This is a genomic window from Shewanella sp. SW24 (assembly GCF_025653395.1).
GTDB lineage: Bacteria > Pseudomonadota > Gammaproteobacteria > Enterobacterales > Shewanellaceae > Shewanella > Shewanella oncorhynchi.
Genome location: NZ_JAKKSH010000002.1, coordinates 489925 through 503604, shown reverse-complemented (window position 1 = coordinate 503604; position 13680 = coordinate 489925). Strand labels below are relative to the sequence as shown.

The 13680-nt window shown below is 47.6% G+C and carries 15 protein-coding genes; 5 read left to right on the top strand and 10 right to left on the bottom strand.

The features are described 5' to 3' along the window. Positions 1 to 10: 10 nt before the first annotated feature. The 6 genes from panB to sfsA all read right to left on the bottom strand — a co-directional run bounded on the left by panB (position 11) and on the right by sfsA (position 5303). Complete coding sequence (gene panB, locus L5M17_RS03955) at positions 11 to 808, bottom strand: 3-methyl-2-oxobutanoate hydroxymethyltransferase (RefSeq protein WP_028761774.1); 798 nt, start codon at positions 806 to 808, stop codon at positions 11 to 13. Between the two features lie 56 nt (positions 809 to 864). Next, on the bottom strand, positions 865 to 1347 hold the full coding sequence (folK, locus tag L5M17_RS03950; RefSeq protein ID WP_263145355.1) for a 2-amino-4-hydroxy-6-hydroxymethyldihydropteridine diphosphokinase: 483 nt from the start codon (positions 1345 to 1347) through the stop codon (positions 865 to 867). Next, a complete protein-coding gene (locus tag L5M17_RS03945; protein WP_173497280.1) occupies positions 1347 to 2888 on the bottom strand; it encodes a polynucleotide adenylyltransferase PcnB in 1542 nt (513 codons plus the stop codon). Before L5M17_RS03945 ends, folK begins: the two co-directional genes overlap by 1 nt. A 19-nt stretch (positions 2889 to 2907) precedes the next feature. After that, entirely contained in the window at positions 2908 to 3822 is a 915-nt protein-coding gene (gene gluQRS, locus L5M17_RS03940) for a tRNA glutamyl-Q(34) synthetase GluQRS (protein ID WP_263145351.1), read from the bottom strand. Positions 3823 to 3991: 169 nt separating this feature from the next. Further along, a complete protein-coding gene (gene dksA, locus L5M17_RS03935; protein ID WP_006082967.1) occupies positions 3992 to 4435 on the bottom strand; it encodes an RNA polymerase-binding protein DksA in 444 nt (147 codons plus the stop codon). 163 nt (positions 4436 to 4598) lie between these two features. After that, a complete protein-coding gene (sfsA, locus tag L5M17_RS03930; protein ID WP_105251524.1) occupies positions 4599 to 5303 on the bottom strand; it encodes a DNA/RNA nuclease SfsA in 705 nt (234 codons plus the stop codon). Positions 5304 to 5491: 188 nt separating this feature from the next. Here sfsA and pepB point away from each other — a divergent pair, with 188 nt between their 5' ends. Together pepB and L5M17_RS03920 are read left to right on the top strand one after the other, a co-directional pair. After that, positions 5492 to 6784: an aminopeptidase PepB gene (gene pepB, locus L5M17_RS03925; protein ID WP_263145346.1), complete on the top strand. Its 1293-nt coding sequence runs from the start codon at positions 5492 to 5494 to the stop codon at positions 6782 to 6784. A 188-nt stretch (positions 6785 to 6972) separates the two neighbouring features. Next, positions 6973 to 7482 (top strand): GNAT family N-acetyltransferase, encoded by a 510-nt coding sequence (locus L5M17_RS03920; RefSeq protein ID WP_263145343.1) that lies wholly within the window; start codon positions 6973 to 6975, stop codon positions 7480 to 7482. Between the two features lie 545 nt (positions 7483 to 8027). Here the strand turns inward: L5M17_RS03920 and L5M17_RS03915 are convergent. The 3 genes from L5M17_RS03915 to L5M17_RS03905 form a co-directional block, all read right to left on the bottom strand. After that, a complete protein-coding gene (locus L5M17_RS03915) occupies positions 8028 to 8915 on the bottom strand; it encodes a phosphoribulokinase (protein WP_011847692.1) in 888 nt (295 codons plus the stop codon). A gap of 90 nt (positions 8916 to 9005) precedes the next feature. After that, entirely contained in the window at positions 9006 to 9251 is a 246-nt protein-coding gene (locus L5M17_RS03910; RefSeq protein WP_113939743.1) for a YheU family protein, read from the bottom strand. After that, complete coding sequence (locus L5M17_RS03905) at positions 9235 to 10278, bottom strand: hydrolase (RefSeq protein WP_113939745.1); 1044 nt, start codon at positions 10276 to 10278, stop codon at positions 9235 to 9237. The genes L5M17_RS03910 and L5M17_RS03905 overlap by 17 nt, the downstream gene beginning before the upstream one ends. Positions 10279 to 10466: 188 nt before the next feature. Between L5M17_RS03905 and L5M17_RS03900 the strand changes: the two genes are divergently transcribed. The 3 genes from L5M17_RS03900 to L5M17_RS03890 all read left to right on the top strand — a co-directional run bounded on the left by L5M17_RS03900 (position 10467) and on the right by L5M17_RS03890 (position 13100). Further along, entirely contained in the window at positions 10467 to 10973 is a 507-nt protein-coding gene (locus tag L5M17_RS03900; RefSeq protein ID WP_263145337.1) for a TAT leader-containing periplasmic protein, read from the top strand. A 69-nt stretch (positions 10974 to 11042) separates the two neighbouring features. Then, positions 11043 to 12638, top strand: coding sequence for a GMC family oxidoreductase (locus L5M17_RS03895; RefSeq protein ID WP_263145336.1), 1596 nt, complete (start codon positions 11043 to 11045; stop codon positions 12636 to 12638). 51 nt (positions 12639 to 12689) lie between these two features. Beyond that, complete coding sequence (locus tag L5M17_RS03890; RefSeq protein WP_263145334.1) at positions 12690 to 13100, top strand: GFA family protein; 411 nt, start codon at positions 12690 to 12692, stop codon at positions 13098 to 13100. 78 nt (positions 13101 to 13178) lie between these two features. On the opposite strand, the gene L5M17_RS03885 is transcribed toward L5M17_RS03890, so the two are convergent. After that, entirely contained in the window at positions 13179 to 13640 is a 462-nt protein-coding gene (locus L5M17_RS03885) for a TIGR02444 family protein (RefSeq protein WP_263145332.1), read from the bottom strand. Positions 13641 to 13680: the final 40 nt, after the last annotated feature.

Here is a 13680-nt window from a genome sequence, read left to right as displayed (position 1 = left end):
CATAAATCTGTTATTTGTTAAAAGTGTGTTCTTCGCCAGGAAAAGTTCCTTGGGCAACTTCGTCGATATAAGCACGTACCGCAGAACGAATTTCACCGGTTTGTTTTAGGTAGTTTTTCGAGAAACGAGGAATGTAACCACTTGAAATACCTAACACATCATGCATCACCAATATTTGGCCGTCGGTCGATGCGCCTGCGCCAATTCCAATGACTGGAATCGTTAAGGCTTGAGTGATCGCCGCAGCGAGAGGCGCAGGGATACATTCCACTACGAGTAGTTGAGCCCCCGCGGCTTCTAAAGCCTTAGCTTCGTCGAGGATGCGCTGGGCATTTTCGGCATCGCGGCCTTGCACTTTAAAACCACCAAACACATGAACCGACTGAGGCGTTAAGCCTAAGTGGGCACATACAGGAATACCGCGTTCGGTGAGCTTAGTGACGGTTTCGAGTAACCAGTGGCCGCCTTCGACTTTGACCATGTTCGCGCCAGCTTGCATTAACTCAGTGGCGTTGACCATGGCTTGTTCTGGCGTGGCGTAACTCATAAAGGGCATATCGGCGATCAGCAGGGCACGTTCAATACCGCGACGAACACAGCGAGTATGGTAAGCGATTTCTGCAGTAGTGACGGGCAGGGTATCGTCATGGCCTTGGAGAACCATTCCCAAAGAATCGCCGACCAGCAGCACATCGACACCTTCGCTATCGAACGCGCTGGCAAAACTGGCATCATAGGCTGTCAGTGCCGTGAATTTTCTACCTTCCTGTTTGTATTTCAACAGGGTTGAGCTAGTAATTTTAGACATATGGATGATCTTCAAACCAAATAGAAGTGGTGTTATAAGCTAACTGAGGACGGACTTCAATGATCAATGCCCAGTTGTTGTAACTCGGCCAACATTTTTGTATCGATAAGACTGTCGATGGCAGTGTTGCAAGGCAGAATCAGATCCGGTGCAATTGCGGCTAAAGGCACGAGCACAAAGCTGCGCGTTTTCATGCCGTAGTGGGGCACTTTGAGTCTAGGAATATCAATGTTCTCATTACCATACAAGAGTAAATCGAGATCTAAGGTTCTAGGCCCCCAACGCTCTAGGCGGACTCGACCTTGGGTGTTTTCAATATGCTGCAGTGCATCGAGTAAAGCTAATGGCGCAAGATCAGTATCGAAACTCGCCACCGCATTAATATAATCGGGTTGCACGACATCGCCCATGGGCGTCGAATGGTAATAGGGAGAAACGACGAGCCTATTGTCTAAGGCGGACAATGCCGTCACGGCATTGTCCAATTGAGCCTTGGGATCTTCAAGATTTGCGCCTAATGCGACGTAGACGCGGGGCATTATTCAGCCGTTTTAACTTTAGGTGTGCCACTCGCTTTAGGTGCGCTCGTCGGCGCTGAACCATCGGCATTTGGTGCACGAGGACGGCGACGACGTTGGGTGGCATTACGGTTGCGGTTTGGCGATTTACTGCCGCTACGCGCTATGGCTAAACGTTCTGTTTCATCGGCTTCGACAAATTGTTGCCACCAAGCGGCACTTTTAGCGACATTACCCGCTTCGACTTCGCCCCTGAGCAAGAGCAAATCATATGCGGCTCTAAACTTAGGGTGTTCCATCAGTTTAAAGGCGCGGGTGCCTTGGCTACGATCGAAGCGTAACTGCAATTGCCAAATGTCTTTTGCCGGCGTACTAAAACGGCGCGGAATGCTAATGGTTTGGCATTGCTGCTCCATCACATCGCCCATGGCGGCAAAGAAGGCATCGTATAACGTCAGGCCACTTTCAACGGCAATATCTTCGGCGCGTTGACGCAGTGGATACCAGAGAAGCGCAGCATAGAAGAATGAAGGTGTGACCGGCTTATCTTCGTTAACTCTTTGATCTGTGCTCTTCATGATGGCTTGCACCATTTTCATGGTCGTACCTTTAGGATCATCTTTTAGCAGAGCGGCCACTTGCGGAAACAGCGGCGCGAATAGCTTGTATTCTTGCATCAGTTCGAAGTTGGCTAAGGCTTTGCCTGCAAAGAAGAGTTTTAACACTTCTTCGTACATACGTGCTGCCGGAATATCTTTTAGCAGCGGCGCTAATTGTTTAATCGGCGCGGCTGTGACGGTTTCGATACCCATGTTGAGTTTAGTGGCGAAACGCACTGCCCTTAACATACGCACCGGATCTTCACGGTAACGGGTTTCTGGATCGCCAATTAATCTTAGGGTGCCCGCTTTGAGATCGGCCATACCGCCGCCATAGCTGCGAATCGAGTAATCGCTGATATCGTAATAGAGGGCATTGACGGTAAAGTCGCGGCGCTCGGCATCTTCATCGATTTCGCCATAGACGTTATCGCGCAGCAAACGCCCTTCGGCATTGGCTTTAGAGACTTTCTCATTACTTTCGCCATGGTGACCACGGAAGGTGGCGACTTCAATCACATCGCGACCGAAAACAATGTGCGCTAAGCGGAAACGGCGACCGACAACACGGCAATTACGGAATAATTTTTTGATTTCTTCCGGTGTTGCATTGGTCACTATGTCGAAATCTTTCGGTTCAATCCCTAAGAGTAAATCGCGTACACCGCCGCCGACTAAATAGGCTTTAAAGCCAGATTTATTCAGTCTGTATAATACCTTAAGGGCATTCTCGCTGATTTGTTTGCGCGAGATGGTATGGGCATCTCTTGGTACTAACTCTAAACTCAAAGCACCGGAACTTTGTTCAGGTGTTGTTGGTTCAATCTGAGCTGGAGTCGGAGCGGTCGTTTTAGGCGCGTCTTCAAATAGCTGTTTGCAGAATTGGCTGATACGGCGAAAAATGGGACACCTCGAAATATGATCTGTTATTTGATTAAAAATCTGGCGGCTATCATATACCAAATGCGGCCTAATGAGTATATCAGGGCTCGATCAGTATCTCAGATTGTTGCGGTATAGTGGATAATTGAAACTGATCCACGGCTTGAGCGAGCATTTGCGCCACAGAGCCATGGGTCTCAACGGGTTGTTGGCCTAAAAATGCCAGCGCCGCATTGAGGCTCGCCTGTGGATTAAGTGTATCAATTGCCTGTGCATGATTCTGTTTTGAGAGCTTAAAGCCTTTACTTATGCAGGCGAGTGGCAAGTGCAGCCATTGCGGTGCGGCTAAACCAAAGCTTTGATACAAACTCAGTTGGCGACAACTGGCCTCGATTAAGTCGCAGCCTCGAACCACTTCGGTGACCCCTTGATAAGCATCGTCGAGTACCACGGCCAGTTGATAGGCGTACAGACCATCACTGCGTTTGATGATGAAATCCTCTGCGGCAAAATGGCGATCAACGCAAATATGGCCCATTAGATTGTCATCAAATTCTTGCACTTGCGCCATGTTGACGATTCGCACCGCACCCGACCTAACAAGATTTGCAGACTGGGTTTGTGGCAATCGGTGGCAGCGGCCATCGTAGACGCCGCCCATGGCTTGAATTTGCTTGCGACTACATTGGCAGAAATAGGCTTTATCTTGGGCGAGCAGCGAGTCAATTTGCGCTTGATAAGCTGCTGTGCGCTGGCTTTGATACAGAGGCACATCATCCCACTCAAATCCATAGGCTTCTAAGGTGCGTAAGATATCATCGGCGGCACCTTTGACTTCTCGTGGTGGGTCTATATCTTCGATGCGGATTAGCCATTTACCCTGTAGCGAGCGGGCGCGGAGATAGCTGCCAAGGGCGGCGATAAGCGAGCCAAAGTGCAAGGCACCCGAAGGCGAAGGCGCAAAGCGGCCGACATAGGGCTGGCTGGATAAATCGGAATGTAATGGCTTTGACATAACAACTAGATGGCGTTTTAAAGTCGCGACGGTAAAAGTGGATGTATTTTAGAGGGATGCTAAGAGAAAAGCGAATCGGGGTAAATTGGAGTGAGCTTGGCTTAAGCTCGTCGAGATTACGAGTTGCTAGAAACAAATAGGCGGGGAAATCCCCGCCCAATATGCTTGATTAACCAGCCATTTGTTTCTCTTTGATCTCTGCAAGCGTTTTACAGTCGATGCATTGATCGGCTGTTGGACGCGCTTCGAGACGGCGGATGCCGATTTCGATACCGCAAGAATCACAGAAGCCGAAATCGTCTTCTTCAATTTTTTGCAGTGTTTTTTCGATTTTTTTGATCAGCTTACGTTCTCTATCGCGAGCACGAAGTTCGAGGCTGAACTCTTCTTCTTGTGCTGCACGGTCAACAGGATCGGGAAAGTTTGCGGCTTCGTCCTGCATGTGGCTAAGAGTACGGTCGACCTCTTCACGCAACTGATTGCGCCAAGCTTCAAGAATTGTCTTGAAGTGACCCAGTTGCTTAGCGTTCATATACTCCTCACCCGGCTTTTCCTGGTAAGGATTTACACCTGCGATAGCGAGTACGCCAAGTTTTTTGGTGCCTTCAGGCATAACGCATCTCCTGTAATCATTTGCGTTTGTAGGGCGTCCTTAAGAACGGCCGCTATCTATAGCAGAATCTTCACATCGAGGCAAACTTTTCATTCTGCTTTGATTGAATTTTTTGACTATGTTCGCTAATTCAAATGAAATCAAATTTAACTCAGCCTTAACATCATACTCGTACATCGCAGGCTTGGGCTAGGTGAATCTCTGTAGGGGAGATTTTACAGCGATAGGCTAGCACTTCAACGCCGGCTAACACAGCCATTTTCAGTAACTTAGCATATTCAGGGTCGATATGTGCTGCGGGGGCAACACTGAATATTTCACTATGCTGCACCACAAATAGCAATACGGCTCTATGGCCTTGGCTCACCATGTGCATCAATTCACGTAAATGTTTTTGACCGCGTAGGCTTACAGCATCGGGAAAATAACCTTGGCCATCTTCGAGCAAAGTACAACTTTTGACTTCTATATAACAGGCGGGTTTTTGAGCACCCTGTAGCAGGATATCGATGCGACTATTTTCATCACCGTATTTGACTTCACGGCTGAGGCTATCATAACCCGTGAGTTCCTTGATGATACCTTTATTGATGGCTTCTTCGGCTAAGGTGTTCGCCTGACCCGAGTGGATACCGATTAAGCCTGCATCTGGCGTGGTCATCAGTTCCCACGTATGGGCATATTTACGTTTAGGGTTATCAGAGGTAGAAAACCACACGGTTTCACCGGGATACAGGCAATTACGCATAGAGCCGGTATTGGGGCAATGTAGGGTGATTTCACTGCCATCGCTTAGCTGCACATCGGCCAGAAAACGCTTATAGCGGCGCAATAAAATGCCCTGTTGTAGTGGCGGTGTAAATTCCATCGATAGACCTATCTCGGCTGTTCTAGGTCGCAAAGCCTAGCAAATTTCGCAAATGTTTACAGATTTTACCTGAGTTACTTCAGCCAATCGCTTTGCGTCATCGCCTGCTAGCAGTAAACTGCCGCCATAAAGTTTGTTCTGATTGCTGATTGATTGTTCTAAAACGAATCGAAAAATAAGGATCCCTAATGAGTGAACTAAAAGTAACTGAATTGATGAAAGTGCAATTAACTAAAGAAGCACCCGCCGCGCACTGGGGCAAGGCTGATGTGACTTATACTGCCGATGGTGCGCAAATTCATTTAGCGGGTGGCGATGAGCTGCGTCAAATTCAAATGGCGGCCCGTAAACTGCGCAGTCAAGGTATTAGCAGTGTGGAATTAGTTGGGCAGTTTTGGGATCTCAATAGCCAATGGGTGTTTGCCCAAGGTTTCGCGACGGCAAAACCTGGTTATCAAATCCATTGGTGTGGTGATGAAGCTGTGCAAGCAGAATTGCAACGTCGACTCGATGTGGCAACCTTTGCCCGTCAACTGATCAACGATACGCCTGAAAACCTGTCGCCAGTGAAGCTTGCCCAACAAGCAGCAAAATGGTTGGCTGACGTTGGTGGCGACAAGGTAAGTTATCGGATTATCGAAGGCGAAGCGCTGCTTGAAGAACAGTGGATTGGTATCCATGCCGTCGGTCGCGGCAGTGAGCGTCCACCAGCAATGTTAGAGTTAGACTTCAACCCATTAGCCGCCGATGCACCTGTGTCTGTGGCGCTTGTGGGTAAAGGGATTACCTTTGATTCTGGCGGCTACAGCATCAAAGCTTCTGAAGGCATGTTAGGCATGAAATGCGACATGGGCGGCGCGGCGACTGTGACTGCAGCACTTGGTTTAGCGATCAAGTCTGGCCTCAACAAACGCGTTAAACTCTTCTTATGTTGTGCTGAAAACTTGATCAGCGGTCGCGCCTATAAGTTAGGTGATATTCTGACCTACAAAAATGGTGTAACAGTTGAAGTGGTGAACACAGATGCGGAAGGGCGCTTAGTGTTGGCCGATGGTCTACAAGCTGCTTCTGCTACTGGCGCACCTTTTATTATCGATGCAGCGACCCTTACAGGCGCCGCTGTGATGGCGGTGGGTTCTAACTACAACGCGATTTTCTCGCCACAGGCGGATGTGTTGCAACTGGCCCAGCAAAAAGCCACTAGCGTTGCCGAGCGAGTATGGCCGCTGCCGCTGGATCCTTGGCACAAAGAAATGTGTCCATCTGCCTATGCTGACACCGCAAACAGCCGCGCAATGAAAGGCGGCGGTGCAGGTGGTGCTTCTAATGCCGCTGGTTTCTTATGGCGTTTCGTGTCACCCGAAGCTAAATGGTTACACGTTGATTTAGCGGGCGCTTTTGAAGATTCAGCTTCTGCCATGTGGGGCGCGGGTGCAACAACCCACGGCGTATTGACTATTAGTGAATTGATTAAAGGCTAAGCCTAGATTTAAGTCTAGCGCTAAGACTAAGTCAGATATGTTAGCTAAGATCCATTAAGGTTCTGTAGCTTTGATTAAACCGCCTACGGGCGGTTTTTTATTGGTTGAAAGATGAGATCACTCGTTTACTTGGCGTTTTAGCGGCTTCATGGCATGTTATGGCTGAGCATTTTTAATCGGGAAACATGATGATAACTATACGAAAAGCGACGAAAGCGGATGCTCAGGCCTGCTGGGATATCCGTAATGCAGCTATTAATAAGGGCTGCGCTGGATTTTATGATGCTGGCGATCTGGTGATTTGGACCGAGGGCGAACTGACCGAGCAATTTAGCCGTATCGTCGATGCACATTTTTATGTGGCAGAGTTGTCCTCTGACGAGTTGCAGCTTAAGACTGTGGTCGGCACTGCCATGTTGGATGAACCCTATGCCCAGTTAGAAGCCTTGTTTGTTTCCCCCGATGCTATGGGGTTAGGTGTCGGCAAGGTATTGCTACAATTTATTGAAACTATGGCTTTTAATCAGGGGATAGCCCAACTCAGATTGGAGTCAACTTTAAATGCGGTGGATTTCTATCGCCACTGTGGTTTTGGTGGTGAGGGGTTAGAGGAGGAATCTATTTACTGTTCGCCCAGAGGAATAGCCTTAGAGTGTATGGTGATGTACAAGAATCTCGTGCGCAGAAAATCAGTTTAAAATGCATATTGGCTCAAGCACTGGTATGGAGTTAGCTATTCATCAGAGGTTGCTGACATACTAAAGGGAATCAATAGATCAAGCATGGATGCGGAATTAACTTATATAGTTTCGTTAAAAAGGTTGCTGACATACTCAAGGAAATCGATAGATCAAGTATGGATGCGGAATTAACTCTGAAGATTTAGAGTTTAAGATAAGGTTGCTGATATATTCGAGGGAATCAACAGATCAAGCATAGATGTGGAATTCATTCTTCATAAAAGGTTGCTGACATACTCAAGGAAATCAACAGATCAAGTATGGATGTGGAATTAACTCTGAAGACTTAAAGTTACGTTAAAAGGTTGCTGACATACTCAAGGAAATCAACAGATCAAGATGGGGGAATTAACTCCCAAGAGTATGCCAACTATCGTTCTTTCGCCTGAAATCCCGATGCCGACAAGATTAGCGCTAGTGGCTTAAATAAAACTTAATCCATTGCAAAAAAAGACTTTATTTCCTTAGCCTTTAGTCAAAATTGCCCACAAATCCTCAAGGTTTCAGTTCGCTTCTGGGGTATTAAGTTGCTGACGTTTTTCCATCAAATCTTTAATCAAAGGTGTAAGGATCAGCTCCATCGCCAGCGACATTTTGCCGCCGGGGACGACGAGTGTGTTGACCCGTGACATAAATGAACCTTGGATCATATTGAGATAATAGGGGAAGTCGACATTATTGATACCGCGGAAGCGGATCACCACAAAGCTCTCGTCTAAGCTCGGAATATCTTTGGCACTAAATGGGTTAGAGGTATCGACCGTCGGTACTCGCTGAAAGTTAATGTGAGTGCGGGAGAACTGTGGCGTCATGTGCTTAATATAGTCGTCCATACTGCGCACAATTGACCCCATGACTTTTTCACGGCTGTGGCCACGCTCCGAAGTATCGCGGATAATTTTTTGGATCCACTCTAAGTTGACTATGGGGACCATGCCGATCAGCAAGTCCACATGCTGGGCGACATTGGCATCACCAGTAACTACGCCGCCATGTAAGCCTTCGTAGTAGAGCATATCGGTATTTTCAGGTAGTGGTCGCCATTGAGTAAAAGTGCCGGGCATCTGGTTAAAAGGCACTGCCTCATCGAAGGTGTGTAAATAGCTGCGGGTTTCACCTTGGCCTGTGGTGCTGTAATCGCGAAAGCATTGTTCTAAACGAGCAAAGTTATTAGCCTCTGGGCCAAAATAGCTAAGATTGCGGTTTTCAGCTTGGGATTTGCGGATCATGACTTCCATTTCGGCGCGGGTAAAATGATGAAAACTGTCGCCTTCGACAAAGGCGGCATTGATCCCGAGTTGGCGAAAAATATGGCTAAAGGCGGTGGTCGTCGTGGTGGTTCCCGCGCCTGATGAGCCTGTAACTGCAATAATGGGATGTTTTGCTGACATTTTTTCTACCTAGCTAGGAACCAAAAGAGCCGCTTATGGGGAAGCGATAAAAACGCGAGTACTATTTATACGGTACAGAGATAGGACTGGTCAATCTTGCTGCTGTGCTATTTGATCCGCCGAGCGTATCGCGAAGGACTCATCGTCCTCACTGTACTCTAATTTCAGCTTACCTTGTTTAAGTGCTTGTTGACATTGGACTATCGCCTGCATCAGTTCCTGTTCATCGAGACTGGCAAAGCTGCCATCCTCCACTTGACCTAAGAGATATTCGCGGATCACATTGGCGAGCGTTTCCTTTGGGAGTTGTAACAGGGTTTCATAGGGAATGAGCATCGGTGTTTCCTTGGGTGATATTGTCGCCGTTGATTGGGTCTGCGCTAAGTGAGTCAACACTTTGCTCGCCGAGTAGAAAATGTAAAATCCGTCTCTCAAGGTAGAAGCGCGGTTTCCAAGGTGTACCGCCTTCGATAAAGCCGACATGGCCGCCATAGGGATGCAGTTCGTATTCCACATAGCCCGACAATTGACTCGATTGGGGGATCACTTCATCGGTCATAAAGGGATCGTCCTTAGCATGTATGATGAGCGTCGGTTTAGTTATACGGCTGACAAAGGGTAAGCCACTGGCACGCGTATAGTAATCGTCGACGCCGTCAAAGCCGTGTAATGGCGCTGTGACTTTATCGTCAAAATCATAGAAGGTATTTAAACGGTCGACCTGCAACTGGCTTAGCGGCATAGAGATGGCTAAGTCGGGATCATTCAGTTTATGGCTTATCTTCTGTTGCAACTGTTTGATTAAATAACTTTGATACACCTTTGAAAAGCCATTTTCCAAGCGTTTAGCACAGGCTGACAATTGCAGCGGTGCAGAGACAACCACAGCGCGGGCTAATAAACTATCATCCTGATATTCGCCTTGATACTTAGTCAGCACATTGCCGCCTAAACTGTAACCTACGGCTAATAAGGGCGATTGCGGATACGCGCTTTTCAGTGTCGATAGACTAAACTGTAAATCGTCCGTATCGCCACTGTGATAACTGCGGGCGAGGCGATTGGCCTCACCCGAACAACTTCTGTGATGATGCACGACGGCAGCGAGTTGCTGTTCTTTACAGGCTTGCAGTATCCGCCGCGCATAATGTGACTGAGCACTCCCTTCTAAGCCGTGGATGATCACCACGATCGGTTTGCCAGACTGTGGAACATCCTGCCAATCTAAATCGATAAAATCGCCATCGGGTAACTCTAAGCGCTGCCGCTGTAATGCTGGTTTGGCCACTTTAGTGAATACGGGTAAAATCGTTTGTATATGGGGACTCTTGGCCCACCAAGGTGGCATAAAGGAATTTGGCATAGATGTTTATCTTGATATCGGCTATTGCTGAAAATTAAAACGTGTGTTTAATTTATACCCAAACCAACTCAAAATGCTGAAATTCGTATTTTGAGGTCGCTTGGGTATAAACTCGCGGCCATTGTAGCACAATTGTTTTTTATGCTGATATTTAGGCCGACATTTAGGTTGATAATTAGGAGATAGAGATGAAGCGACGAACCTTTATAGTGGGCGCGTTTGCCGGTACGGCGGCGTTAGCCTTAGGGGTTAATCTCTATTCTCCTGAGTTTAGTTTGCCCGAGGATAGCGAAGGCAAAGATTATCGTTTGTTGTTTAGCGTGCTTTTGCCTGTGATGCTCGACGGCGCCTTGCCTGATGTGGCCATCCATAAGTTGGCGGCGCAAAACCGCACTTTAGATGCCATCAAACAGTCGATTGCTGTGTTACCCGATGAGCAGCAGACCGAATTGTTTGAGCTGCTCGATATGCTCGAAAATCGTCTTGGTTTACTAGTACTCACCTCGAGCATGACACCGCTATTGATGCGCTCTCCCGCCGAGTTAACTGATATGTTAGAAACTTGGCGCCACAGTTATTTTGCTTTGTTACAAACGGCTTATCTCGGATTGCGCGAATTAGTGATGGCAAGTTACTACGCTTGTCCTGAGCACTGGAGCCGCTTGCATTATGCCAAGCCTGAACTGTTCAAATAGCGAGTCCATTTTTAACCTAATCAAACGCCGAATAATAAGCATCTTACCCGCGACAGTGGAGCACTCAAGTTGGCAATCATAGATCCTATAGTGAATGGTTTAAACTCTGGTTGGTTGCACACTGATGCGAGCCAATTGCAAGAAAACCAGCAGTTTGAAGCCGATGTGATTATTGTCGGTACAGGTGCTGGCGGCGGTGTGGCGGCTGAAATCCTCACCCAAGCAGGGCTGAGCGTGATCATGATTGAGGCGGGACCGCTAAAATCCTCCAGCGATTTTAATATGGAAGAGCGAGTTGCTTATCCCAACTTGTATCAACAAGCTGCGGCGATGAAAACCGCCGACAAGGCGATTGGAATTTTTCAGGGCCGCGCAGTCGGTGGCTCAACCACAGTTAACTGGACCACTTCAATCCGCACTCCGACCGAGGCGTTAGCTTTTTGGGCGCAACATAAATCGGTTGCTGGGCTTAATCGCGAGAGTTTAGATCCTTGGTTTGAGCAAATGGAACAACGGCTCAACATTCATGAATGGAATTATGAGCCTAATCGCAATAATGCCGCCCTGAAGCAAGGTTGTATCAATCTTGGCTGGGAATACACAGTCATTAAACGCAATGTGGCGGGTTGCTGGAATACTGGCTATTGCGGCATGGGTTGTCCGGTCAATGCGAAGCAATCTATGTTAGTCACTACTATTCCCGCGGCACTTGAGAAAGGCGCGCAGCTGATCAGTCGCGCTAAAGTGACTAAGATTGAGCACCATAATGGCCAAGTGTTTGCGTTAAAGGCGCAGGCGTTGGATGTGAATTTACGACCCACTGACGTTGAGCTGTTATTTAAGGCTAAACATTATATCTTGAGTGCGGGTGCTATCCATACACCGACGATTTTGATGCGTTCGCAAGTGCCCGATCCCCACCAACTTTTGGGTAAACGCACCTTTTTACATCCTACTTTGTTATCCGGCGGCGTATTTGCCGATTCGATCAATGGCCATAGCGGTGCGCCGCAATCTATCTATTCCGATGAGTTTGTATGGAACAATGGCGCCGATGGTGAGTTGGGTTATAAACTCGAAGTGCCGCCGGTGCATCCGATTTTAATCGCCTCTAAAACTTTAGGTTATGGTACGAGTCATGCTGAGTTAATGTCACAATTCAATCAGTTACAAGTAACTATCGCTTTGATCCGCGATGGCTATCATCCCGACAGTCAAGGCGGTGAAGTACACTTAACGGATAAGGGCTTTGCTTTAGATTATCCGTTGACCGATGCTTTTTGGCAGGCCGCGAGACGCGCTTTTGCTAGTATGGCGGAGTTACAATTCTCGGCTGGCGCCTTAAAAGTGTTGCCGATCAGCGATGGCATGCCTTACTTATCCTCGTGGAAAGACGCCAAAGAAAGCATTGCGCAGATGTCACTCGCGCCACTGCGCACTATCGTTGCATCGGCCCATGTGATGGGCGGTTGTCCCTTCGGCGAAGATGAAAAGCTTTCTATGGTCAACAGTTATGGTCAGTCGCACTATTTAGAAAATTTATCTGTAATGGATGGCTCTATCTTCCCGACCAGCCTTGGCGCTAATCCGCAGCTGTCGATTTATGGCATCACGGCGCGTAATGCCACCGCACTCGCACAGAAGCTCACTGACGGTAAAGCCTGATGTTATCTTATCAAAATGCAGCTTAGCTTGATAAAGCTTGATGGGGTGTGAATGTCTGAAAACATATTACGGGAAGGTGGTTGCTTATGCGGCGCGATTCGTTATCAGATTGAAGGTGAACCCTTTGATGCGGATTATTGCCACTGCCGTTCATGCCAAAAAAGCACGGGATCTGCATTTGGGGCTTGGATGGATTTTAAACTCAGCCAAGTGATTTGGCTTAAAGGTCAGGTGACTGAGTTTGCATCGTCCGAGTTTATTCGCCGTGGATTTTGTGACCAATGCGGTACATCGTTAACTTACCGACATACTCAATATCCCGATTATTTGACCTTGAGCATAGCGAGTCTGGACGATGCTAACCAAGTTCAGCCTAAGTACCATATTTATACTGAGAGTCAGCTGAACTGGTTGGTGATCAAGGATGACTGTGAACGCTATCCGCAAGCACGTAGCCGTTAGCGATTTGATGATTACTGCGTTGATTTGATTGAGCTCGATCTAACTTGGCTGTGCTTGATTTAACGTGATTTGGTTAGATCAGGGCGCGATTAAGCCGATTTCGTTGGCGTCTATTTCACTGAGTCCAAACAGGCTTAAGTAGCTCACGAGATTTGTCGTTTGGCCGTTTGGGCTGAGTTCATTGAGTTTATTTAAGATGGTTCGTTGCGCTTTACGTTCCATCATCAGCTCAACGGCGAGCATCTGCTGATACTCTTGTTCATTCAGGCTGGACTTAGCGAGTTTACGTAATTTGCGGTAGGGCATGAGAAATCTTTCATCCCATTCACCTACTGCATTCATCAGTGTTTGCCATTGGTCTGTGCTGTATTGCTGCGGCCCAGACACATCCATAGTGATATCTAAATATTGCGCCAGTAGCAGTAGATTGACGTTCACCTGACAGCTATTTTGCAATTCGAGGCAGAGCGCTTTGTTTTGCGCATAGCTCATATCACACCATTGCCAGAGTTGACTGTCGAACTGGGTTAAAACCGCCATACTATTTCCTTGTATTGCCGCTGCTACTGACTTTTATGTA

Bases quoted from the DNA above. Each gene is read 5' to 3' on its own strand.
- panB (WP_028761774.1), bottom strand. From the start codon at position 808: ATGTCTAAAATTACTAGCTCAACCCTGTTGAAATACAAACAGGAAGGT.
- folK (WP_263145355.1), bottom strand. From the start codon at position 1,347: ATGCCCCGCGTCTACGTCGCATTAGGCGCAAATCTTGAAGATCCCAAG.
- gluQRS (WP_263145351.1), bottom strand. From the start codon at position 3,822: ATGTCAAAGCCATTACATTCCGATTTATCCAGCCAGCCCTATGTCGGC.
- dksA (WP_006082967.1), bottom strand. From the start codon at position 4,435: ATGCCTGAAGGCACCAAAAAACTTGGCGTACTCGCTATCGCAGGTGTA.
- sfsA (WP_105251524.1), bottom strand. From the start codon at position 5,303: ATGGAATTTACACCGCCACTACAACAGGGCATTTTATTGCGCCGCTAT.
- pepB (WP_263145346.1), top strand. From the start codon at position 5,492: ATGAGTGAACTAAAAGTAACTGAATTGATGAAAGTGCAATTAACTAAA.
- L5M17_RS03920 (WP_263145343.1), top strand. From the start codon at position 6,973: ATGATAACTATACGAAAAGCGACGAAAGCGGATGCTCAGGCCTGCTGG.
- L5M17_RS03915 (WP_011847692.1), bottom strand. From the start codon at position 8,915: ATGTCAGCAAAACATCCCATTATTGCAGTTACAGGCTCATCAGGCGCG.
- L5M17_RS03910 (WP_113939743.1), bottom strand. From the start codon at position 9,251: ATGCTCATTCCCTATGAAACCCTGTTACAACTCCCAAAGGAAACGCTC.
- L5M17_RS03905 (WP_113939745.1), bottom strand. From the start codon at position 10,278: ATGCCAAATTCCTTTATGCCACCTTGGTGGGCCAAGAGTCCCCATATA.
- L5M17_RS03900 (WP_263145337.1), top strand. From the start codon at position 10,467: ATGAAGCGACGAACCTTTATAGTGGGCGCGTTTGCCGGTACGGCGGCG.
- L5M17_RS03890 (WP_263145334.1), top strand. From the start codon at position 12,690: ATGTCTGAAAACATATTACGGGAAGGTGGTTGCTTATGCGGCGCGATT.
- L5M17_RS03885 (WP_263145332.1), bottom strand. From the start codon at position 13,640: ATGGCGGTTTTAACCCAGTTCGACAGTCAACTCTGGCAATGGTGTGAT.